Annotated in this window: 29 protein-coding genes; 26 read left to right on the forward strand and 3 right to left on the reverse strand. The window is 68.0% G+C overall.

Annotation, left to right across the window (positions count from 1 at the left end):
- The first annotated feature begins 54 nt into the window (after positions 1-54).
- The 20 genes from rplN to truA all read left to right on the forward strand — a co-directional run bounded on the left by rplN (position 55) and on the right by truA (position 11,970).
- Positions 55-423, forward strand: coding sequence for a 50S ribosomal protein L14 (gene rplN / locus AB0E07_RS32050; RefSeq protein ID WP_003998823.1), 369 nt, complete (start codon positions 55-57; stop codon positions 421-423).
- A 2-nt stretch (positions 424-425) separates the two neighbouring features.
- Positions 426-749, forward strand: coding sequence for a 50S ribosomal protein L24 (gene rplX / locus AB0E07_RS32055; RefSeq protein WP_053674523.1), 324 nt, complete (start codon positions 426-428; stop codon positions 747-749).
- Positions 749-1,306, forward strand: a complete 558-nt coding sequence (gene rplE / locus AB0E07_RS32060; protein ID WP_189958138.1) for a 50S ribosomal protein L5 — start codon at positions 749-751, stop codon at positions 1,304-1,306. The genes rplX and rplE overlap by 1 nt, the downstream gene beginning before the upstream one ends.
- 5 nt (positions 1,307-1,311) lie before the next feature.
- Positions 1,312-1,497, forward strand: coding sequence for a type Z 30S ribosomal protein S14 (locus AB0E07_RS32065; protein WP_003948630.1), 186 nt, complete (start codon positions 1,312-1,314; stop codon positions 1,495-1,497).
- A gap of 215 nt (positions 1,498-1,712) precedes the next feature.
- Positions 1,713-2,111 carry a 30S ribosomal protein S8 gene (gene rpsH, locus AB0E07_RS32070; protein WP_053759511.1) on the forward strand — a complete coding sequence of 133 codons (399 nt, stop codon included), beginning with the start codon at positions 1,713-1,715 and terminating at the stop codon, positions 2,109-2,111.
- Between the two features lie 24 nt (positions 2,112-2,135).
- On the forward strand, positions 2,136-2,675 hold the full coding sequence (rplF, locus tag AB0E07_RS32075; RefSeq protein ID WP_362260013.1) for a 50S ribosomal protein L6: 540 nt from the start codon (positions 2,136-2,138) through the stop codon (positions 2,673-2,675).
- Positions 2,676-2,678: 3 nt separating this feature from the next.
- Entirely contained in the window at positions 2,679-3,062 is a 384-nt protein-coding gene (gene rplR / locus AB0E07_RS32080) for a 50S ribosomal protein L18 (RefSeq protein WP_351930998.1), read from the forward strand.
- 38 nt (positions 3,063-3,100) lie between these two features.
- The gene (gene rpsE / locus AB0E07_RS32085; protein WP_009190144.1) at positions 3,101-3,706 is read left to right on the forward strand and encodes a 30S ribosomal protein S5; all 606 of its coding nucleotides are present in this window, start codon (positions 3,101-3,103) and stop codon (positions 3,704-3,706) included.
- Positions 3,707-3,708: 2 nt separating this feature from the next.
- Positions 3,709-3,891, forward strand: coding sequence for a 50S ribosomal protein L30 (gene rpmD, locus AB0E07_RS32090; RefSeq protein ID WP_003974250.1), 183 nt, complete (start codon positions 3,709-3,711; stop codon positions 3,889-3,891).
- A 2-nt stretch (positions 3,892-3,893) separates the two neighbouring features.
- A complete protein-coding gene (gene rplO, locus AB0E07_RS32095) occupies positions 3,894-4,349 on the forward strand; it encodes a 50S ribosomal protein L15 (protein ID WP_351930997.1) in 456 nt (151 codons plus the stop codon).
- 234 nt (positions 4,350-4,583) lie between these two features.
- On the forward strand, positions 4,584-5,897 hold the full coding sequence (secY, locus tag AB0E07_RS32100; protein ID WP_362260017.1) for a preprotein translocase subunit SecY: 1,314 nt from the start codon (positions 4,584-4,586) through the stop codon (positions 5,895-5,897).
- On the forward strand, positions 5,897-6,559 hold the full coding sequence (locus AB0E07_RS32105; protein ID WP_362260019.1) for an adenylate kinase: 663 nt from the start codon (positions 5,897-5,899) through the stop codon (positions 6,557-6,559). The genes secY and AB0E07_RS32105 overlap by 1 nt, the downstream gene beginning before the upstream one ends.
- A 153-nt stretch (positions 6,560-6,712) precedes the next feature.
- A complete protein-coding gene (gene map, locus AB0E07_RS32110) occupies positions 6,713-7,549 on the forward strand; it encodes a type I methionyl aminopeptidase (protein ID WP_362260021.1) in 837 nt (278 codons plus the stop codon).
- Between the two features lie 141 nt (positions 7,550-7,690).
- A complete protein-coding gene (gene infA, locus AB0E07_RS32115) occupies positions 7,691-7,912 on the forward strand; it encodes a translation initiation factor IF-1 (protein WP_003948620.1) in 222 nt (73 codons plus the stop codon).
- A gap of 59 nt (positions 7,913-7,971) precedes the next feature.
- Positions 7,972-8,085: a 50S ribosomal protein L36 gene (gene rpmJ, locus AB0E07_RS32120; protein WP_003998809.1), complete on the forward strand. Its 114-nt coding sequence runs from the start codon at positions 7,972-7,974 to the stop codon at positions 8,083-8,085.
- Positions 8,086-8,277: 192 nt separating this feature from the next.
- Positions 8,278-8,658: a 30S ribosomal protein S13 gene (rpsM, locus tag AB0E07_RS32125; protein ID WP_189712333.1), complete on the forward strand. Its 381-nt coding sequence runs from the start codon at positions 8,278-8,280 to the stop codon at positions 8,656-8,658.
- Positions 8,659-8,724: 66 nt separating this feature from the next.
- Positions 8,725-9,129, forward strand: coding sequence for a 30S ribosomal protein S11 (rpsK, locus tag AB0E07_RS32130; RefSeq protein WP_003956432.1), 405 nt, complete (start codon positions 8,725-8,727; stop codon positions 9,127-9,129).
- 115 nt (positions 9,130-9,244) lie between these two features.
- Complete coding sequence (locus tag AB0E07_RS32135; protein WP_003966937.1) at positions 9,245-10,267, forward strand: DNA-directed RNA polymerase subunit alpha; 1,023 nt, start codon at positions 9,245-9,247, stop codon at positions 10,265-10,267.
- Between the two features lie 180 nt (positions 10,268-10,447).
- Complete coding sequence (rplQ, locus tag AB0E07_RS32140; protein WP_362260024.1) at positions 10,448-10,957, forward strand: 50S ribosomal protein L17; 510 nt, start codon at positions 10,448-10,450, stop codon at positions 10,955-10,957.
- A gap of 167 nt (positions 10,958-11,124) precedes the next feature.
- Positions 11,125-11,970, forward strand: coding sequence for a tRNA pseudouridine(38-40) synthase TruA (truA, locus tag AB0E07_RS32145; RefSeq protein WP_362260026.1), 846 nt, complete (start codon positions 11,125-11,127; stop codon positions 11,968-11,970).
- Positions 11,971-12,040: 70 nt separating this feature from the next.
- On the opposite strand, the gene AB0E07_RS32150 is transcribed toward truA, so the two are convergent.
- Positions 12,041-12,931, reverse strand: a complete 891-nt coding sequence (locus AB0E07_RS32150; RefSeq protein WP_362260028.1) for a hypothetical protein — start codon at positions 12,929-12,931, stop codon at positions 12,041-12,043.
- A 391-nt stretch (positions 12,932-13,322) separates the two neighbouring features.
- Here AB0E07_RS32150 and rplM point away from each other — a divergent pair, with 391 nt between their 5' ends.
- The 3 genes from rplM to glmM all read left to right on the forward strand — a co-directional run bounded on the left by rplM (position 13,323) and on the right by glmM (position 15,895).
- Positions 13,323-13,766, forward strand: a complete 444-nt coding sequence (gene rplM / locus AB0E07_RS32155; RefSeq protein ID WP_362260030.1) for a 50S ribosomal protein L13 — start codon at positions 13,323-13,325, stop codon at positions 13,764-13,766.
- Between the two features lie 42 nt (positions 13,767-13,808).
- Positions 13,809-14,321 (forward strand): 30S ribosomal protein S9, encoded by a 513-nt coding sequence (gene rpsI, locus AB0E07_RS32160; protein ID WP_250071000.1) that lies wholly within the window; start codon positions 13,809-13,811, stop codon positions 14,319-14,321.
- Between the two features lie 215 nt (positions 14,322-14,536).
- Positions 14,537-15,895, forward strand: coding sequence for a phosphoglucosamine mutase (gene glmM, locus AB0E07_RS32165; protein ID WP_362260033.1), 1,359 nt, complete (start codon positions 14,537-14,539; stop codon positions 15,893-15,895).
- Between the two features lie 47 nt (positions 15,896-15,942).
- Here the strand turns inward: glmM and AB0E07_RS32170 are convergent, their stop codons facing one another.
- Together AB0E07_RS32170 and coaA are read right to left on the reverse strand one after the other, a co-directional pair.
- Positions 15,943-16,878 carry a DUF389 domain-containing protein gene (locus tag AB0E07_RS32170; protein WP_362260035.1) on the reverse strand — a complete coding sequence of 312 codons (936 nt, stop codon included), beginning with the start codon at positions 16,876-16,878 and terminating at the stop codon, positions 15,943-15,945.
- A gap of 16 nt (positions 16,879-16,894) precedes the next feature.
- The gene (coaA, locus tag AB0E07_RS32175) at positions 16,895-17,863 is read right to left on the reverse strand and encodes a type I pantothenate kinase (protein WP_362260037.1); all 969 of its coding nucleotides are present in this window, start codon (positions 17,861-17,863) and stop codon (positions 16,895-16,897) included.
- Positions 17,864-18,046: 183 nt separating this feature from the next.
- On the opposite strand from coaA, the gene AB0E07_RS32180 reads away from it, so the two are divergent.
- From AB0E07_RS32180 to glmS, 3 genes are all read left to right on the forward strand, one after another.
- Complete coding sequence (locus tag AB0E07_RS32180; RefSeq protein ID WP_362260039.1) at positions 18,047-19,060, forward strand: ATP-binding cassette domain-containing protein; 1,014 nt, start codon at positions 18,047-18,049, stop codon at positions 19,058-19,060.
- Positions 19,057-19,875 (forward strand): ABC transporter permease, encoded by an 819-nt coding sequence (locus tag AB0E07_RS32185; protein WP_362260041.1) that lies wholly within the window; start codon positions 19,057-19,059, stop codon positions 19,873-19,875. Before AB0E07_RS32180 ends, AB0E07_RS32185 begins: the two co-directional genes overlap by 4 nt.
- Before the next feature lie 88 nt (positions 19,876-19,963).
- A complete protein-coding gene (gene glmS, locus AB0E07_RS32190) occupies positions 19,964-21,811 on the forward strand; it encodes a glutamine--fructose-6-phosphate transaminase (isomerizing) (RefSeq protein WP_362260043.1) in 1,848 nt (615 codons plus the stop codon).
- Position 21,812: the final 1 nt, after the last annotated feature.

Consider the following 21,812-nt stretch of genomic DNA (forward strand, 5'->3'; position numbering starts at 1 on the left):
CTCCTCGCAAGAGGCGGCCCCTGCCGGGAACCGGCAGACAAACAGGAGATAGACGTGATCCAGCAGGAGTCGCGACTGCGTGTCGCCGACAACACTGGTGCGAAGGAGATCCTTTGCATCCGTGTGCTCGGTGGCTCCGGTCGCCGCTACGCGGGCATCGGTGACGTCATCGTCGCCACCGTCAAGGACGCGATCCCCGGTGGCAACGTGAAGAAGGGTGACGTCGTCAAGGCGGTCATCGTTCGCACCGTCAAGGAGCGCCGCCGTCCCGACGGCTCGTACATCCGCTTCGACGAGAACGCCGCCGTCATTCTGAAGAACGACGGCGACCCTCGCGGCACCCGCATCTTCGGCCCGGTCGGCCGTGAGCTGCGCGAGAAGAAGTTCATGAAGATCATCTCGCTCGCGCCGGAGGTGCTGTAAGCATGAAGATCAAGAAGGGCGACCTGGTCCAGGTCATCACCGGTAAGGACAAGGGCAAGCAGGGCAAGGTCATTGCCGCTTACCCGCGCGACGAGCGTGTCCTGGTCGAGGGTGTCAACCGGGTCAAGAAGCACACCAAGGCCGGTCCGACCGCTCGCGGTTCCCAGGCCGGCGGCATCGTCACGACCGAGGCGCCGATCCACGTCTCCAACGTCCAGCTGGTCGTTGAGAAGGACGGCAACAAGGTCGTCACGCGTGTCGGTTACCGCTTCGACGACGAAGGCAACAAGATCCGCGTTGCCAAGCGGACGGGTGAGGACATCTGATGGCTACCACCACCACTCCGCGTCTGAAGACGAAGTACCGCGAGGAGATCGCGGGCAAGCTGCGTGACGAGTTCAAGTACGAGAACGTCATGCAGATCCCCGGCCTCGTCAAGATCGTGGTCAACATGGGTGTGGGCGACGCCGCCCGCGACTCCAAGCTGATCGAGGGCGCCATCCGCGACCTCACCACGATCACCGGCCAGAAGCCGCAGGTCACCAAGGCCCGCAAGTCCATCGCGCAGTTCAAGCTGCGTGAGGGTCAGCCGATCGGTGCCCACGTCACGCTCCGTGGCGACCGCATGTGGGAGTTCCTGGACCGCACCCTGTCGCTCGCGCTGCCGCGCATCCGCGACTTCCGCGGCCTGTCCCCCAAGCAGTTCGACGGCCGTGGCAACTACACCTTCGGTCTCACGGAGCAGGTCATGTTCCACGAGATCGACCAGGACAAGATCGACCGTACCCGGGGTATGGACATCACCGTGGTGACCACGGCGACCAACGACGCTGAGGGCCGTGCGCTCCTTCGTCACCTCGGCTTCCCGTTCAAGGAGGCGTGAGCGAGATGGCGAAGAAGGCTCTGATTGCCAAGGCTGCTCGCAAGCCCAAGTTCGGTGTGCGTGGCTACACCCGCTGCCAGCGCTGTGGCCGTCCGCACTCCGTGTACCGCAAGTTCGGCCTGTGCCGCGTCTGCCTTCGTGAGATGGCTCACCGTGGCGAGCTGCCGGGCGTGACCAAGAGCTCCTGGTAATCCCCGCATTTAGGGATTCCTGAAGCTCTCGGTAAGCATCGGGCTCGGTCGGATGCCCATCCCTTCATGGCTTAGGCTTGGAGGGTTGGGCGTCTGACTGCCGCCCATACGACTTACTACGCCGTAGGTCCACCGCGCCGCACCCGTCCCGTCTCGGATCGGGGAGAGGGATGGCGCATCGGGAAACCCCGGCGAGAGAGGCCGAAGGCCAATTCATGACCATGACTGATCCGATCGCAGACATGCTCACGCGTCTGCGGAACGCGAACTCGGCATACCACGACACCGTGGCGATGCCGCACTCGAAGATCAAGTCGCACATCGCGGAGATCCTCCAGCAGGAGGGCTTCATCACGGGCTGGAAGGTCGAGGACGCCGAGGTCGGCAAGTCCCTCGTCCTGGAGCTGAAGTTCGGCCCCAACCGTGAGCGCTCCATCGCGGGCATCAAGCGGATCTCCAAGCCCGGTCTCCGGGTGTACGCGAAGTCCACCAACCTGCCCAAGGTCCTCGGTGGCCTCGGCGTGGCGATCATCTCCACGTCGCACGGTCTCCTGACCGACAAGCAGGCCGGCAAGAAGGGCGTGGGTGGGGAAGTCCTCGCCTACGTCTGGTAGCGGAAGGGAACGGAGGAAACAGCTATGTCGCGTATTGGCAAGCTCCCCATCACGGTTCCCGCCGGCGTGGACGTCACCATCGACGGCCGTACGGTCTCGGTCAAGGGCCCCAAGGGCTCGCTGACCCACACCGTTGCCGCGCCGATCGACATCGCCAAGGGTGAGGACGGCGTTCTGAACGTCACCCGCCCCAACGACGAGCGTCAGAACAAGGCCCTGCACGGCCTGTCCCGCACGCTGGTGGCGAACATGATCACCGGCGTGACCCAGGGTTACGTGAAGAAGCTCGAGATCAGCGGTGTCGGTTACCGCGTGACCGCCAAGGGTTCGAACCTCGAGTTCGCGCTCGGTTACAGCCACCCGATCCTCGTCGAGGCCCCCGAGGGCATCACCTTCAAGGTCGAGGCTCCGACCCGTTTCTCGGTCGAGGGCATCGACAAGCAGAAGGTCGGCGAGGTTGCGGCCAACATCCGCAAGCTGCGCAAGCCCGACCCGTACAAGGCCAAGGGCGTCAAGTACGAGGGCGAAGTCATCCGCCGCAAGGTCGGAAAGGCGGGTAAGTAAGCCATGGCATACGGACAGAAGATCCTGAAGGGCGACGCCTACAAGCGCGCCGCGATCAAGCGCCGTCACATCCGGATCCGCAAGCGGATCGCCGGTACGGCGGAGCGTCCCCGTCTGGTCGTTACCCGCTCGAACCGCCACATCGTGGCCCAGGTGATCGACGACATCAAGGGTCACACCCTGGCGTCGGCGTCCACCCTGGACACCTCGGTGCGTGGTGGCGAGGGCGACAAGTCCTCGCAGGCCAAGCAGGTCGGCGCCCTGGTCGCCGAGCGTGCCAAGGCCGCCGGTGTCGAGGCCGTCGTGTTCGACCGTGGTGGCAACCAGTACGCCGGGCGCATCGCCGCCCTGGCGGACGCCGCCCGCGAAGCCGGCTTGAAGTTCTGAGCCGTTCGTAGCTAGCGGAAAAGAGAGAGGTAAATCCAATGGCTGGACCCCAGCGCCGCGGTGGCGGTGCCGGTGGCGGCGAGCGGCGGGACCGGAAGGGCCGTGACGGCGGCGCAGCTGCCGCCGAGAAGACCGCGTACGTTGAGCGCGTTGTCGCGATCAACCGCGTCGCCAAGGTTGTGAAGGGTGGTCGTCGCTTCAGCTTCACTGCGCTCGTCGTAGTGGGCGATGGCGATGGCACCGTGGGTGTCGGTTACGGCAAGGCCAAGGAGGTGCCGGCCGCCATCGCCAAGGGTGTTGAGGAGGCCAAGAAGCACTTCTTCAAGGTCCCCCGTATCCAGGGCACCATCCCCCACCCCATCCAGGGTGAGAAGGCTGCCGGCGTCGTCCTGCTCAAGCCTGCGTCCCCCGGTACCGGTGTTATCGCCGGTGGCCCGGTGCGTGCCGTGCTCGAGTGCGCCGGTATCCACGACGTGCTGTCGAAGTCGCTCGGCTCCGACAACGCGATCAACATCGTGCACGCGACCGTGGAGGCCCTGAAGGGTCTGCAGCGTCCCGAGGAGATCGCGGCCCGCCGCGGTCTGCCCCTTGAGGACGTCGCTCCCGCGGCTCTTCTCCGTGCGCGTGCCGGGGCGGGTGCGTAATCATGGCGCAGCTCAAGATTACGCAGGTCAAGTCCTACATCGGCAGCAAGCAGAACCACCGTGACACCCTGCGCTCCCTTGGTCTCAAGGGCATCAACACGCAGGTCGTCAAGGAGGACCGCCCCGAGTTCCGCGGCATGGTGCACACCGTCCGCCACCTCGTGACGGTCGAGGAGGTCGACTGATCATGGCGGAGCAGAACCCGCTCAAGATCCACAACCTCCGTCCCGCCCCCGGCGCCAAGACCGCCAAGACCCGTGTCGGTCGTGGTGAGGCGTCGAAGGGTAAGACGGCCGGTCGTGGTACCAAGGGCACGAAGGCCCGTTACCAGGTTCCGGAGCGCTTCGAGGGTGGCCAGATGCCCCTCCACATGCGTCTCCCGAAGCTGAAGGGCTTCAAGAACCCGTTCAAGACCGAGTTCCAGGTCGTGAACCTCGACAAGCTGGCCGCGCTCTACCCCGAGGGTGGCGAGGTCACCGTCGAGGGTCTGGTGGCCAAGGGTGCCGTTCGCAAGAACAGCCTCGTCAAGGTCCTCGGCCAGGGCGAGATCACCGTGGCGCTGCAGGTGACGGTGGACGCCGTCTCCGGCTCCGCCAAGGAGAAGATCACCGCCGCCGGCGGTACCGTCACCGAGCTCGTCTGAACACAGCAGGCGTCTCGATGACTTGAGCGATCCCGACCGGGGATACCCCACAAATGGGGTATCCCCGGTTGGTCGTTCCTAGGGTGGCAGTCTCGCGGGTAAGGTGGCCTGCACTGCCAACTTTTAACGTGTGCCTCACATGGGGCACTCAGGGCGGCAGTTGGCCGTTACTCAATCGTCGAACCTCAAGACCGTCACCCTTGACGCAGTAGCGCGGGGGTCGCAGGAGGCACCGTGCTCACCGCGTTCGCCCGGGCGTTCAAGACGCCCGACCTGCGCAAGAAGCTGCTCTTCACGCTCGGCATCATCGTGGTCTACCGGGTCGGTACCCACGTACCGATTCCCGGCGTCGACTACACGTCCGTCCAGCAGTGCGTGGACGAGGCGTCCGGCAACCAGGGCCTCTTCGGTCTGGTCAACATGTTCAGCGGCGGCGCGCTGCTGCAGATCACGGTCTTCGCGCTGGGCATCATGCCGTACATCACGGCGAGCATCATCCTCCAGCTGCTGACCGTGGTGATCCCGCGTCTGGAGGCCCTCAAGAAGGAGGGCCAGTCCGGCACGGCGAAGATCACGCAGTACACCCGTTACCTGACGGTGGCGCTCGCCATCCTCCAGGGCACCGGCCTCGTCGCCACCGCTCGCAGCGGCGCCCTCTTCTCGGGTTGCACGGTCGCCGGGCAGATCGTCCCGGACCGCTCGATCTTCGTGACCATCACCATGGTCATCACCATGACCGCCGGTACGGCCGTCGTCATGTGGCTCGGTGAGCTGATCACCGACCGCGGTGTCGGCAACGGCATGTCGATCCTGATGTTCATCTCGATCGCCGCGACCTTCCCGTCCGCGCTGTGGGCCATCAAGACCCAGGGCACCCTGGCCGACGGCTGGATCGAGTTCGGCACCGTGATGCTGGTCGGCTTCGTCATGGTCGGCCTGGTGGTCTTCGTCGAGCAGGCCCAGCGCCGCATCCCGGTCCAGTACGCGAAGCGGATGATCGGCCGGCGTTCCTACGGCGGTACGTCCACTTACATCCCGTTGAAGGTGAACCAGGCAGGTGTGATTCCTGTCATCTTCGCCTCGTCGCTGCTCTACATCCCGGCTCTGGTCGCGCAGTTCTCAAGTGGTAATTCCGGCTGGAAGTCCTGGATCGAGGCCAACCTCGTCAAGGGCGACCACCCGATTTACATCACTATGTACTTCTTGCTCATCGTTTTCTTCGCGTTCTTCTACGTGGCGATCACCTTCAACCCCGAAGAAGTCGCCGACAACATGAAGAAGTATGGTGGCTTCATCCCGGGCATCCGGGCTGGCCGACCGACCGCTGAGTACCTGAGCTACGTGCTCAACCGGATCACCTGGCCGGGTTCGCTGTATCTGGGTCTGATCGCTCTCGTCCCGACGATTGCGTTGGCCGGTTTCGGCGCCAACCAGAACTTCCCGTTCGGTGGCACCAGCATCCTGATCATCGTGGGTGTCGGACTCGAGACCGTGAAGCAGATCGAGAGCCAGCTCCAGCAGCGCAATTACGAAGGGTTCCTCCGCTGATGCGAATCGTCCTCGTCGGGCCGCCTGGCGCCGGTAAGGGAACGCAAGCCACGCGCCTTGCCGAGAAGCTGAACATCCCGCACATCTCCACGGGTGACCTGTTCCGCGCCAACATCAGCCAGCAGACGGAGCTCGGGAAACTCGCGAAGTCCTACATGGACGCGGGGAACCTCGTGCCCGACGAGGTCACCATCGCGATGGCCAAGGACCGCATGGAGCAGCCCGACGCCGAGGGCGGCTTCCTGCTGGACGGCTTCCCGCGCAATGTCTCGCAGGCCGAGGCCCTGGACGAACTGCTCACCACCGAGGCCATCAAGCTGGACGCGGTGCTGGACCTGGAGGCCCCGGAGGAGGAGGTCGTCAAGCGGATCGCCGGCCGGCGCATCTGCCGCAACGACTCCGCGCACGTCTTCCACGTCTCGTACAAGAAGCCCGCCGAGGAAGGCGTCTGCGACGTCTGCGGCGGTGAGCTGTACCAGCGTGACGACGACTCCGAGGACACCGTCCGCACGCGGCTGGAGGTCTACCACACGCAGACCGAGCCGATCATCGACTACTACAAGGCCCAGGGTCTGGTCGTCACGATCGAGGCCATGGGTCCGGTGGACGAGGTCACGGCCCGTGCGCTCGCCGCGCTCAAGCGCGAGGGCGACGAGAAGTAGGTCCCCGATACGTCGCGGTAGCCGCGGTTCCTGTCCTGGAGCCGCGGCTGCTGTATGCCGTGGGGCGGTCCGGGCGGCGGGACCACCCGCGGGCCGCGCACGTATGGTGGTGACGTAGCCCTTACTCCCGGTTCCAGAAAGGCCCTCTCCGTCATGGTGCAGATCAAGAGCCCCGAGCAGATCGCCAAGATGCGCGAGGCGGGGCTGGTCGTCGCTGCGATCCACGCGGCGACCCGGGAGGCCGCTGTACCGGGGGTCACCACCAAGGATCTGGACGAGGTCGCCCGCAAGGTGATCGCCGAGCACGGGGCGAAGTCGAACTTCCTCGGCTACGGCGGGTTCCCGGCCACCATCTGCACCTCCGTGAACGAGGTCGTCGTCCACGGCATCCCCTCCGACGAGGTCGTCCTCAAGGACGGGGACATCATCTCCATCGACGCCGGCGCGATCGTGGACGGCTGGCACGGCGACGCCGCCTACACCGCCTTCGTGGGCTCCGGTCACGCTCCGGAACTGATCGAACTCTCCCGGGTGACCGAGGAGTCGATGTGGGCCGGCATCGCGGCCATGAAGCAGGGCAACCGGCTCGTCGACGTCTCCCGCGCGATCGAGACCTACATCCGCCGCCAGCCCAAGGCGGGCGGCGGCCGGTACGGGATCATCGAGGACTACGGCGGCCACGGCATCGGCACCGAGATGCACATGGACCCGCATCTGCTGAACTACGTGGAGCGCCGCCGGGGCAAGGGCCCCAAGCTGGTGCCCGGGTTCTGCCTCGCGATCGAGCCGATGGTCTCGCTGGGCACGCCCCGGACCGAGGTGCTCCAGGACGACTGGACCGTCATCACCACCGACGGCACCTGGTCCTCGCACTGGGAGCACTCCGTCGCGCTGACCGAGCAGGGGCCGCTGGTGCTGACCGCCCCCGACGGCGGCAAGGCCAAGCTGGCGGAGCTGGGCGTCGTTGCCGCTCCGGACCCTCTTGCGTAATGATCTTCCCAGTGGGGCAGACTTCACCGATTCGTCTTTCCGGGTGCGCTGACGTAGACTGACTCGTCGGCTCTTGTGTACCCGCATGTCTGCATGCGCTCACACTGAGTCGATCAAGGTAGTCGATTCGAAGGGCGAAGCGTGGCCAAGAAGCAAGGTGCCATCGAGATCGAGGGCACTGTCGTCGAGTCTCTGCCGAACGCCATGTTCAAGGTCGAGCTCCAGAACGGCCACCAGGTCCTGGCACACATCAGCGGCAAGATGCGTATGCACTACATCCGCATCCTCCCTGACGACCGGGTCGTGGTGGAGCTGTCTCCGTACGACCTGACGCGTGGCCGGATCGTCTACCGGTACAAGTAGATCTTGCCCGCACCCCGGCCTTGTCGGGGTGGTGGCACTGACCCGGAGAACCTCAACCAATGAAGGTCAAGCCGAGCGTCAAGAAGATCTGCGACAAGTGCAGGGTGATCCGCCGTCACGGTCGGGTCATGGTCATTTGCGAGAACCCGCGCCACAAGCAGCGCCAGGGCTGACGCACGACCTTTCCCTCTGCATCTCTATCGCAGAGTCTTCGCGCGACGCGAGCTGAATTGTTCATACGCAGGACCCGGACGCCGAGGCGTCCGATACCCCCGGTTCGGAGGCCGGGGACCCAGTTCGTACCTGGTACGGCGGCTGGGAGCCGGTTCTGCAGAAGACCTCCGAAGATCACCAGGAGCCATTGAATGGCACGCGTTTCCGGTGTTGACATCCCGCGCGACAAGCGCGTGGAGGTCGCCCTCACCTACGTGTTCGGCATTGGCCGGACCCTTTCGCAGGAGACGCTGGCTGCGACCGGCGTCGACCCGAACACCCGCGTTCGCGACCTCTCCGAGGAGCAGCTCGTCGCGATCCGCGAGTACGTGGACGCCAACATCAAGACCGAGGGTGACCTCCGTCGCGAGATCCAGGCCGACATCCGCCGCAAGGTCGAGATCGGTTGCTACCAGGGTCTCCGTCACCGTCGTGGTCTGCCCGTCCGCGGTCAGCGCACCAGCACGAACGCTCGTACCCGCAAGGGCCCGCGTCGCGCCATCGCCGGCAAGAAGAAGCCGGGCAAGAAGTAGTCCACAGCGGACTTCGCCGTCCAGCGGTCTTCGCTGTAGGACCGACCACCTCCCGTAGGAGTACAGATGCCCCCCAAGGGTCGTCAGGGCGCTGCCAAGAAGGTGCGCCGCAAGGAAAAGAAGAACGTCGCTCACGGCCACGCGCACATCAAGAGCACGTTCAACAACACGATCGTCTCGATCACGGACCCGTCCGGCAACGTGATCTCCTGGGCCTCCGCCGGCCACGTCGGCTTCAAGGGCTCCCGGAAGTCCACGCCGTTCGCCGCGCAGATGGCCGCCGAGTCGGCTGCCCGCCGCGCCCAGGAGCACGGCATGCGCAAGGTCGACGTGTTCGTGAAGGGTCCGGGTTCCGGTCGTGAGACCGCGATCCGTTCGCTCCAGGCCACGGGCCTCGAGGTCGGCTCCATCCAGGACGTCACCCCGACCCCGCACAACGGCTGCCGTCCGCCGAAGCGTCGTCGCGTCTGACCTCGCTTCTCAGGGCTTCTCGGGCGGTACGGCTCCTTCGGGTCGTGCCGCCCGTACCCTTGAAGTACCTCAGGGCATCAAATAGTGGGTGCCCCTGAACTGAAGGAATCACTTCATGCTGATCGCTCAGCGTCCCTCGTTGACCGAAGAGGTCGTCGACGAGTTCCGCTCCCGGTTCGTGATCGAGCCGCTGGAGCCGGGCTTCGGCTACACCCTCGGCAACTCCCTGCGCCGTACCCTCCTGTCGTCGATCCCCGGCGCTGCTGTCACCAGCATCCGCATCGACGGCGTCCTGCACGAGTTCACCACCGTGCCGGGCGTCAAGGAGGACGTCACCGACCTGATCCTCAACATCAAGCAGCTGGTCGTCTCCTCGGAGCACGACGAGCCGGTCGTGATGTACCTGCGCAAGCAGGGCCCGGGTCTGGTCACCGCCGCCGACATCGCGCCCCCGGCCGGTGTCGAGGTGCACAACCCCGACCTCGTCCTCGCCACGCTCAACGGCAAGGGCAAGCTGGAGATGGAGCTGACGGTCGAGCGCGGCCGCGGTTACGTCTCCGCCGTGCAGAACAAGCAGGTGGGCCAGGAGATCGGCCGTATCCCGGTCGACTCCATCTACTCGCCGGTGCTGAAGGTCACGTACAAGGTCGAGGCGACCCGTGTCGAGCAGCGCACCGACTTCGACAAGCTGATCGTCGACGTCGAGACCAAGCAGGCGATGCGTCCGCGTGACGCCATGGCCTCCGCCGGTAAGACCCTGGTCGAGCTGTTCGGTCTCGCCCGCGAGCTGAACATCGACGCCGAGGGCATCGACATGGGCCCGTCCCCCACGGACGCCGCCCTTGCCGCCGATCTGGCGCTGCCGATCGAGGAGCTGGAGCTCACGGTCCGCTCCTACAACTGCCTCAAGCGCGAGGGCATCCACTCCGTGGGTGAGCTCGTGGCTCGTTCCGAGGCCGACCTGCTGGACATCCGCAACTTCGGTGCGAAGTCCATCGACGAGGTCAAGGCGAAGCTGGCCGGCATGGGCCTGGCCCTCAAGGACAGCCCGCCCGGATTCGACCCGACCGCCGCGGCCGATGCCTTTGGCGCGGACGACGACGCGGATGCGGGCTTCGTCGAGACCGAGCAGTACTAAGAGCTCGGGCCTTCGGGTTCGTACGTGGGTGCGGGTGCGCTGTGCCTTGTCGCGCAGTTCCCCGCGCCCCTTCCGGGAGCGTCCCTTAGGGATACCTCCCGGATCTCCGACAGGTAACCGCCTGCTCGGATACTGACCCCGGTACCTCATACGGCCGGGGCAGACACACAGGAGATTGACATGCCGAAGCCCACCAAGGGTGCCCGTCTGGGCGGCAGCGCCGCGCACGAGAAGCTGCTCCTCGCCAACCTGGCGAAGAGCCTCTTCGAGCACGGCAAGATCACGACGACCGAGGCCAAGGCCCGTCGTCTGCGCCCGTACGCGGAGCGTCTGGTCACCAAGGCGAAGAAGGGCGACCTTCACAACCGCCGTCAGGTGCTCCAGGTGATCACGGACAAGAGCATCGTGCACACGCTCTTCACCGAGATCGGCCCGCGCTACGAGAACCGTCCGGGTGGCTACACCCGGATCACCAAGATCGGTAACCGCCGTGGCGACAACGCGCCCATGGCTGTCATCGAGCTGGTCGAGGCGCTGACGGTCGCGCAGGAGGCCACGGGTGAGGCCGAGGCCGCCACCAAGCGTGCCGCCAAGGACGCCGAGGTTGCCGAGACCAAGGTCGACACGACCAAGGCCGACGACGCGGTTGAGGCCGACGAGGCTGCGGCCGAGGAGTCCAAGGACGCGTAAGCGTTCTGCCGGGGGCTGTGCGGTTCGCGGCTGCGGCGCCGTCGTGGCCGTTCGCGCCCACGCGGTGGCAACCGCAAGTTGATGCAGTCCCGCGCCCCTAGGGGTGTTGGCGGGTCCGTTCCTTTCGAGGGGCGGGCCCGCTTTCGTGTTCCTGAGAGGATCTCTGTGTGAGTGAAGTAGCTGCGCCTGGGTTCGTGCGTGTTCGGCTCGACCTCTCTTATGACGGCAGTGAGTTCCACGGCTGGGCCAAGCAGGCCGGGGGGCGGCGGACCGTGCAGGGGGAGGTCGAGGAGGCGCTGCGGACCGTGACGCGGTCGGGCGCGACGACGTACGACCTGACCGTCGCAGGGCGGACCGACGCCGGAGTGCACGCGCGGGGGCAGGTGGCCCATGTCGATCTGCCCGCGGAACTGTGGGAGGAGCACCGGGAGAAGCTGCTGAAGCGGCTCGCCGGGCGGCTGCCCAAGGACGTGCGCGTGTGGGCGCTCAGTGAGGCGCCGGAGGGCTTCAACGCGCGGTTCGCCGCGCTGTGGCGGCGTTACGTCTACCGGGTCGGCGACCGGCCGGGCGGGGTGGATCCGCTGCTGCGCAGTCATGTGCACTGGCACGACTGGGAGTTGGACGTGGCCGTGATGGACGCGGCCGCCAAGTCCCTCGTCGGGGAGCACGACTTCGCCGCCTACGCGAAGAAGCGCGAGGGTGCCTCCACGGTCCGCGAGATCTTCGACTTCGACGTGCGCCGCACGGCCGGCGGAGTCGTCGAGATCGAGGTCCGCGCCGACGCCTTCTGCCACAACCAAGTGCGTTCCATGGTGGGCGCGTTGCTGTTCGTGGGGGACGGGCACCGCGGTGTGGAGTGGCCGCGGAAGGTGCTGGACGCGCGGGTGCGCGACAGCGCCGTCCATGTCGTACGGCCGCACGGGCTGACCCTGGAGGAGGTCGCCTACCCGCCCGCCGACCAACTGGCGGAGCGGCAGCGGCAGGCTCGGCGGGTGCGGGGGCAGGTGCACTGAGAGAGGGGCTCCGGGAACCCCGGAGCCCCTCTCTCGCGCTTCTGGGGACCCCGCGGGCCCGGAGCCCTGCCTAGCCCGCCTGGGCCGCCGCCGAGGCCTGGGCCTGGCCTCGGCGTTGGATCTGGCGGAAGGTGAACTCCTGGAGGTCGTCGCCGGTCGTGAAGACCTTGCTGTCCTTGGTCGTGACGTCCTTGCCGTTGGTGAAGCCGGCGACCGTGAAGTAGGCGTAGCGGCCGTAGGAGTTACGGGTGGAGCGGCAGACGGCGGCGTTGCAGAAGGGCTTCACGCCCTTGCCGGACAGTGCCTTGACGATGCTCTTGTCGTCGGACTCGCCCTTGGCCTTGGTCGCCTGCGCCTCGGTGTCGAAGACGGCCACGCCGACGGTGACCGCGACGCCGTCCTTGACATAGGTGACCCGCATCAGGCGGGTGCAGCCGTTGGCGTCGAGGATCTTCGGCAGGGTCTTCAGGACGGCCGAGGAGCAGTCCTCGGTGTCGGCCGTCGGCCCCTTCTTGTAGACGGTCTCGCCCATCGTCAGCTGGGTGCCCGGGAAGAGGGTCTCGGGGCCGAGCGGGGCGGTGTCCTTCTTCGCGCTGGCGACGAAGTCGTCGGGGTCCAGCGGGGGCGGCGCGCTCGTCGGCTCGAACGAGGGGGCCGGACCCGTGGACCCGCTCGGTATGTCCGCGGTCGCGGGGAGCTGGGAGGTCGGCTTGTTGGATGCCTCGTTCCCGCCGTTCGCGGACACCACGGCCACGGCGACGGCGGCGGCCACGCCGACGGTCGCCAGCGCGCCACCGCCGATGAACAGCAGCCGGCGCCGCTTGTTACGGGACTCGGACGCCTCGGCGAGCGCGGCCCAGTCCGGGGTCCGGCCGTCGTCGCCGCTGTTCCACGGCTGCTGGGATTGCGGTTTCCAGGGGTCCCACTGAGGCTGGGATCCCCCCTGCTGCCCAAAGCTCATGGGGCGCATCTTAGACGGGGGCCGGGGGGTGCCGTTCCGCATCGAGAACCCTTGGGGCGCCTGGGATCGCGGCACCCGGCGAGGGCAAAACCGACATCTCCGGGTGGTTGGTACGAGCCGCGCTCCGGCGTCCCCGCGCGCCGGGCGGGGGTAAAATGGGCTCTCGCAACGGCAGTGACCTCGTTTTGACCCGTCCGGGGAAGCGAAGGTATTCTGCCTGTTCGTTGTGTATTGGCTTGCTCATTCTCACGGGACGGGCCCTTACACCGGTCCACCGGGCCGATGACCAGCGACCAGCGCGCGGTATGCGTCACCGCAGTGCGGTCAGGGCTGTCGTGATCGTTTCGGTGACCTGTTCAGGACCATTCACTCGAAGCGAAGGCTACGAACCGTGCGTACGTACAGCCCCAAGCCCGGCGATGTGACGCGCCAGTGGCACGTCATCGACGCTCAGGACGTTGTCCTGGGTCGTCTCGCCACCACCGCCGCCTCCATCCTGCGGGGCAAGCACAAGCCGATCTACGCGCCCCACGTCGACACCGGTGACTTCGTCATCATCATCAACGCGGACAAGGTGCACCTGTCCGGCAACAAGCGGACCCAGAAGATGGCGTACCGCCACTCCGGCTACCCGGGTGGTCTGCGCTCCGTCCGCTACGACGAGCTGCTGGCGAAGAACCCCGAGAAGGCCATCGAGAAGGCCGTCAAGGGCATGCTCCCCAAGAACACCCTGGGCCGTCAGATGCTCTCCAAGCTGAAGGTCTACTCGGGCGACCAGCACCCGCACGCTGCCCAGCAGCCGGTGCCGTTCGAGATCACCCAGGTCGCGCAGTAATTCCGGCCACCCCCTAAGACCGAAGAGAATCTGAGGAGCATCGTGGCCGAGACCACTGCCGAGCAGCCGCTCGAAGAGCTTGACATCGACAGCTACACCACCGAGTCCGAGGTCCCCGTGGAGGGTGAGTACACCTCCGAGTCCATGGCCTCGCGTTTCGGTGAGCCCCAGCCGGCCGCCGGCCTGGGCCGTCGCAAGAACGCCATCGCCCGCGTCCGGATCGTCCCGGGCACCGGCAAGTGGAAGATCAACGGTCGCACCCTTGAGGACTACTTCCCCAACAAGGTGCACCAGCAGGAAGTCAACGAGCCCTTCAAGGTGCTCGAGCTCGAGGGCCGCTACGACGTCATCGCCCGCATCGCGGGTGGCGGTGTCTCCGGTCAGGCCGGTGCGCTCCGTCTCGGTGTCGCCCGCGCGCTGAACGAGGCCGACGTGGACAACAACCGCGGCGCCCTCAAGAAGGCCGGCTTCCTCAAGCGCGACGACCGTGCGGTCGAGCGCAAGAAGGCCGGTCTGAAGAAGGCCCGCAAGGCTCCGCAGTACAGCAAGCGCTAAGCTTCGCTGCCTGCAGCTCGTACTGGCGCTACAGCAGTACGTCCGAACGCCCCGGCGGCACGCCACAGTGCCGCCGGGGCGTTCGTTTTCTCACTGCTGTGGGCGTATAACGGCACAAGACGTTCAAAGGCTTGTGTGATCGGGTGATCCGGGACGATCGCCCGAGGTGATCTCCGCGGGTGATCCCCGAAAGTGACGCTTCATCAGGAGGACAAGTGGGACGACTCTTCGGCACGGACGGCGTGCGCGGTGTCGCCAACGCGGATCTGACCGCCGAGATGGCGCTCGGTCTGTCGGTCGCGGCGGCCCACGTGCTCGCCGAGGCGGGCACCTTCGAGGGTCACCGCGCGACGGCGGTGGTCGGACGGGACCCGCGTGCGTCCGGGGAGTTCCTGGAGGCCGCCGTGGTCGCCGGACTGGCGAGCGCGGGTGTCGACGTGCTGCGGGTCGGCGTGCTGCCGACGCCCGCCGTGGCCCACCTCACCGGCGCGCTCGGCGCCGACCTCGGCGTCATGCTCTCCGCCAGCCACAACGCCATGCCGGACAACGGCATCAAGTTCTTCGCCCGCGGCGGCCACAAGCTCGCCGACGAGCTGGAGGACCGCATCGAGTCCGTCTACGAGTCGCACCGCCACGGCGAGCCCTGGGAGCGTCCCACCGGCGCGGGCGTCGGCCGGGTCCGCGACTACGACGAGGGCCTCGACCAGTACGTCGCCCATCTCATCGGAGTCCTCCCGAACCGGCTCGACGGGCTGAAGATCGTCCTCGACGAGGCGCACGGTGCCGCCGCCCGGGTCTCGCCGGAGGCGTTCGCGCGGGCCGGCGCCGAGGTGATCACCATCGGCGCGGAGCCCGACGGGCTCAACATCAACGACGGCTGCGGCTCCACCCACCTCGGTCTGCTCAAGGCCGCCGTCGTCGAGCACGGCGCCGCCCTCGGCATCGCCCACGACGGCGACGCCGACCGCTGCCTCGCCGTCGACCACACCGGTGAGGAGGTGGACGGCGACCAGATCCTGGCCGTACTCGCGCTGGCGATGCGGGAGCGTTCCGCACTGCGCTCCGGCACCGTTGTCGCGACGGTCATGTCCAACCTCGGCTTCAAGCTGGCGCTGGAGCGGGAGGGCCTGAACCTCGTCCAGACCGCCGTCGGCGACCGGTACGTGCTGGAGGAGATGAAGCAGCACGGCTACGCCCTCGGCGGCGAGCAGTCCGGGCACGTGATCATCCTCGACCACGCGACCACCGGTGACGGCACGCTGACCGGCCTGATGCTCGCGGCCCGGATCACCGAGACCGGGCGTTCGCTCCGGGACCTGGCCGCCGTGATGGAGCGGCTGCCGCAGGTACTGGTCAACGTGCCCGACGTCGACAGGTCCCGGGTGAGGACCTCCGCGGAACTGGCCGCCGCGGTCACCGAGGCGGAGCGGGAGCTGGGCACGACCGGGCGGGTGCTGCTGCGGCCCTCCGGGACCGAGCCGCTGGTCCGGGTGATGGTCGAGGCCGCCGACATCGACCAGGCGCGCAGCGTCGCCGGGCGACTGGCCGACGTGGTGAAGTCGGCGCTGGGCTAGCGGACACCCCTGGTCCGGGGACCCGCGTCCCCGGACCGGCAGGCGCGCTAGGCGTGCAGCCGCTGTCGCTGTCGGTTCCAGAAGAACTTCTGGGCCAGCATCGTCAGCGTGCCCGCGAGGACGATCGCCAGCAGGTTCAGCAGGAGCTGTTCGGTGGAGCCCACCGTCTGCTTGGTGTCCCCGTAGCTCAGGGCGATCGCCGCGTTCGCGGCCGCCGGAACCGTCGTGACCGAGATCGCCACGCCCACCAGGGCGCCCGACTTCGCCGAGGTCAGTGAGAGGGTGCCGGCCGCGCCGGCCAGGACCGCGACGATGAACGAGAACCGGTCCGGCGCGTAGACGAAGCCGGTCTGCGGGCGGTCGCCCTCCAGCTGTTCCTCGCTGAACAGGTCGATGGCGTCCATGAAGAAGCTGAAGCCGACCGTGACCGCCATGGCCACGGCGAAGCCGACCAGCAGCGCGATCAGGGAGCGCAGCGCCAGCCGCGGGGCGCGCTGCACCAGCGCCGTGCTGATCCCCGCGAGCGGGCCGAACTCGGGGCCGACGGCCATGGCGCCCACGATCAGGATCGCGTTGTCGAGCACCACACCGCAGGCCGCGATCATCGTGGCGAGGGTGAGGAACGCGAGGTAGGTGACGGAGAGCGTCGACTCCTCGTGCGTCTCCTCCGTCAGGTGCTCCCACAGGACCGCGTCCGCTGCCTCGCCGGGGGCGTCCTTCTCCGCCTGGTCCGCGCGCTTGGACAGCGAGAGGTCGATGTTCTCCACGGCGATGGAGCCGCAGTCCTCGATGTCCAACTCCTGGAGCCGGCTGAGGAGTTCGTCGCCCGCCTCGCGGGCCACGTCGCACATGACGACATCGCCGGCCGGATCTCGGGCGGCGCCGGGCAGGACGACGAGATGGGTGGTGCCGACCGTGTCCTCGATCAGCCGGACGGCCGCCTCGGTCCGGTCGGCCGGTGTGATCAGTCGCAGGTGCAGCATGGCGGCAGCGTAGCCGTCACAGCTTGCGCAGCCGCAGGCGCTGCACCTTGTGATCGGGACCCTTGCGCACGATCAGGGTGGCGCGGCCGCGGGTGGGCGCCACGTTCTCCACGAGGTTGGGCTTGTTGATGGTCCGCCAGGTGGTCCGCGCGTAGTCCAGCGCCTCCTCCTCGGAGACCTGGGTGTACTTGCGGAAGTACGAGGACGGGTTCTGGAAGGCCGTCGCGCGCAGCTTCTTGAAGCGGTTGAGGTACCAGTGCTCGATGTCCTCGGTGCGCGCGTCGACGTAGACGCTGAAGTCGAAGTAGTCGGCGAGGCCGACGCGGGTGCGGCCGTCCTTGCCGGGCAGTGCGGGCTGGAGCACGTTCAGGCCCTCGACGATCAGGATGTCCGGGCGGCGGACCGTGAGCTTCCGGTCGGGGACGATGTCGTAGATGAGATGCGAGTAGACCGGGGCCGAGACCTCGTCCTTGCCCGCCTTGATGTCGGCGACGAACCGGGTCAGGGCGCGGCGGTCGTAGGACTCCGGGAAGCCCTTCCTCGACATCAGGCCGCGGGCCTGGAGTTCGCGCGTCGGCAGCAGGAAGCCGTCCGTGGTGACCAGTTCCACGCGCGGGTGCTCGGGCCAGCGGGAGAGCAGGGCCTGGAGCAGTCGGGCGACCGTGGACTTGCCGACGGCGACCGAGCCGGCGACCCCTATGACGAAGGGGGTGCCCGACTGGGAGCCCTGCTCGCCGAGGAAGGTGTTGAGCGCGCCGCGCAGACCGTCCGTGGCGCCGACGTAGAGGTTGAGCAGCCGGGAGAGCGGGAGGTAGATGTCCCGCACCTCGTCGAGGTCGATGACGTCGCCGAGACCGCGCAGCTTCTCGACCTCCTCGGCGGAGAGGGGCAGCGGCGTCTTGTCGCGCAGCGCGCTCCACTCGGCTCGGGTGAGGTCGACGTAGGGAGTCGCCTCCGGCCTGTGCCGGTGGGCGCTCCGGGGCATCGGGGAGACCGGAGAGATCACAGTCCATTGTTACGGGCGTACGAACGGACGGTGAGGTGGGATCCGTCACCCGGCTTCGCAGAAGCTCCATAACGGCACAAAAGGGGGAATGTCAGTGGTGTGCGTCACAGTTGTGGGAGAGGTGGGCCCAGCCCGGGCTCCACCGACCCCGAGGGGTGACCCATGACGTACGCGATTGAGGCGGAAGGCCTGGTCAAGCGGTTCAAGGAGACCGAGGCGCTGGCCGGGGTCGACCTGGGGGCCCGCCGGGGCACGGTGCTCGGGCTGCTGGGCCCCAACGGCGCGGGGAAGACCACCGCGGTGCGGATCTTCGCGACGCTGCTCCGGCCGGACGGCGGCCGGGCCCGGGTGGCCGGGTACGACGTCGTGCGGGACGCGGCCACGGTCCGCTCGCTGGTCGGGCTGACCGGGCAGTACGCGGCGGTGGACGAGAACCTGACCGGCACCGAGAACCTGCTGCTCATCGGCCGGCTGCTCGGCCTGTCGCGGCGGCGGGCCCGGGAGCGGGCGCGGGAACTGCTGGAGCGCTTCCAGCTGACGGACGCGGCCGGACGGGCCGTGAAGACGTACTCCGGCGGCATGCGACGGCGCCTCGACCTCGCCGCGAGCCTCGTGGGACGCCCCAGCATCCTCTTCCTCGACGAGCCCACGACCGGCCTGGACCCGCACAGCCGAGGGGAGCTGTGGGATCTGCTGAGGGGCCTGGTCGCGGACGGCGCCACGGCCCTGCTGACCACGCAGTACCTGAATGAGGCCGATGTGCTCGCCGACGACATCGTGGTGATCGACAAGGGCCGGGTGATCGCCGAGGGCACGCCGGACCAGCTGAAGTCGCAGGTCGGCGGGCAGGTGCTGGAGGTGCGGCCCCTGGTCGCGGAGGAGCTGACGCGGGTGCACGCGCTGGTGGCGCGGGCGGCCGGCGCCCAGACCCAGATCGAGGGCGACGCGGTCACCGCGCCCGTGAAGGACCCCGAGCTGATGCCGGCCGTGGTGCGCTCCCTGGACCGGGAGGGGATCGCCGTGGGCGAGCTGGCGCTGCGCCGCTCCTCGCTCGACGAGGTGTTCCTGGTCCTGACCGGCCACCGCGCGGAGCCCGCCGGTGAGGCGGAGGACGACGGGGAGGCGGCCGTCCGAGAGGGCGAAGCCGAGCGGCCGAAGGAGGTGAGCCGGACGTGACCGCCACCACGCTCACCGCTCCGGGCACCCCCGGCGCCCGGTCCGGACGCGTAGGGCCGCTCGCCGGACTCCGGCAGACCTTCACCATGGCCTGGCGGAGCCTGGTCGCGGTCAAGCACAACCCGCTGGAACTGGTCGACTACAGCATCACGCCGATCATGTTCGTGTTCCTGTTCACCTATGTCCTGGGCGGCCAGATGGCCGGCTCGCCCGAGGCGTACCTGAAGTACGCGCTGCCCGGGATCATCGTGCAGAACACCCTGTTCATGACGATGTACACGGCGATGGCGCTCAACACCGACCTCACCAAGGGTGTCTTCGACCGGCTGCGGAGCCTGCCGATAGCCCGCTCCGCGCCGCTGATCGGCCGGATCACCGCGGACCTCGCCAAGCACCTGTGGGCGCTGCTGCTGATGATCGGACTCGGGCTGCTGCTCGGCTTCCGGATCACGGGCGGCCTCGACGGCTTCCTGCTCGGCACGCTGCTGGTGATCGTGTTCGCGGCGGCGGTGTCGTGGAGCGCCGTGCTGATCGGGATGCTGGCCGGGGACGCGGAGAAGGTGCAGGCGTTCGCGTTCACCCTCATCTTCCCGATCACCTTCACCAGCAGTGCCTTCGTCATGGTCGACACGATGCCGGGCTGGCTGCAGGCGTGGAGCGACGTCAATCCGGTGACCCACCTCTCCGACGCGTTCCGCGGGCTGCTGCTCGGCGGGCCGGTGGCGGAGCCGGTGCTCTGGTCGCTGGTGTGGGCGGCCGGGATAGCGCTCGTGTTCTACCCGCTGGCGATGCGCGCGTACCGGGCCAAGACCTGAGCGCGACCGGAGGATCGGGCCCAGGAATTTCCGAAATCGGGCACGATGTGCCCGGTTCGGTGGCGGATTCGATCGTAGGCTGCCGCTCATGTGCGGAATCGTGGGATACGTGGGGTCGCAGTCGGCGCTCGATGTCGTGATGGCCGGGCTGAAGCGGCTGGAGTACCGGGGGTACGACTCGGCGGGCGTGGCCGTGCTCGCGGACGGCGGGCTCGCCGCGGCGAAGCGGGCCGGGAAGCTCGTCAATCTGGAGAAGCGGCTGGTCGAGTCTCTGCTGCCGAGCGGGTCCACCGGAATCGGGCACACCCGGTGGGCGACCCACGGCGGGCCCACCGACGCCAACGCCCATCCGCACCTGGACAACGCGGGCCGGGTGGCCGTCGTGCACAACGGCATCATCGAGAACTTCGCCGCGCTCCGGGCGGAGCTGGCCGAGCGCGGGCACGACCTCGCCTCGGAGACCGACACCGAGGTCGTCGCCCACCTCCTCGCCGAGGAGTTCTCCTCCTGCGCGGACCTCGCCGCGGCCATGCGGCAGGTGTGCCGGCGCCTCCAGGGCGCGTTCACCCTGGTCGCCGTGCACGCCGACGAGCCCGACGTGGTCGTCGGCGCCCGCCGCAACTCCCCGCTGGTGGTGGGCGTCGGCGAGGGCGAGGCGTTCCTCGCCTCGGACGTCGCCGCCTTCATCGCGCACACCCGCACCGCGATCGAACTCGGCCAGGACCAGGTGGTCGAGCTGCGCCGGGACGGTGTGACGGTGACCGGCTTCGACGGCAGCCCCGCCGGGGTCCGCACCTACCGGGTCGACTGGGACGCCTCGGCGGCCGAGAAGGGCGGCTACGACTACTTCATGCTCAAGGAGATCGCCGAGCAGCCCAAGGCGGTCGCCGACACCCTGCTCGGCCGTATCGACGCCTCCGGCTCGCTCACCCTGGACGAGGTGCGCATCCCGGCGCCGGAACTGCGCGAGATCCACAAGGTCGTCGTCGTGGCCTGCGGGACCGCCTTCCACGCCGGGCTGATCGCCAAGTACGCCATCGAGCACTGGACGCGGATTCCCTGCGAGGTGGAGCTGGCCAGCGAGTTCCGCTACCGGGACCCCATCCTCGACGCGCGGACCCTGGTCATCGCGATCTCCCAGTCCGGGGAGACCATGGACACGCTGATGGCGGTGCGGCACGCCCGTGAGCAGGGCTCCCGGGTGCTGGCCGTCTGCAACACCAACGGCTCCACCATCCCCCGGGAGTCGGACGCGGTGCTCTACACGCACGCGGGCCCCGAGGTGGCCGTCGCCTCCACCAAGGCGTTCCTGACCCAGCTCGTGGCCTGCTACCTCGTGGCGCTCTACCTCGGCCAGGTGCGCGGCACCAAGTGGGGCGACGAGATCCGGGCGGTCGTGCGGGACCTCGCGGAGATCTCCGGCGAGGTGGAGCGCGTCCTGGAGACGATGGAACCCGTGCGGGAGCTGGCCCGCTCGCTCGCCGACAAGAAGACGGTGCTGTTCCTGGGCCGGCACGTCGGCTATCCGGTGGCGCTGGAGGGCGCGCTGAAGCTGAAGGAACTCGCCTACATGCACGCCGAGGGCTTCGCGGCGGGCGAGCTGAAGCACGGGCCGATCGCACTGATCGAGGAGGACCTGCCGGTCGTGGTGGTCGTCCCGTCGCCCAAGGGCCGGTCCGTCCTGCACGACAAGATCGTCTCCAACATCCAGGAGATCCGGGCCCGCGGGGCGCGGACGATCGTGATCGCGGAGGAGGGCGACGAGGCGGTCGTCCCGTACGCGGACCATCTGATCCGCATCCCGGCGACCCCCACCCTGCTGCAACCCCTGGTGTCCACCGTGCCCTTGCAGGTCTTCGCCTGCGAACTGGCCACGGCCCGCGGCAACGAGGTCGACCAGCCGCGGAACCTGGCGAAGTCGGTGACGGTGGAGTAGT

It is taken from the genome of Streptomyces sp. NPDC048002 (assembly GCF_040653275.1).
GTDB lineage: Bacteria > Actinomycetota > Actinomycetes > Streptomycetales > Streptomycetaceae > Streptomyces.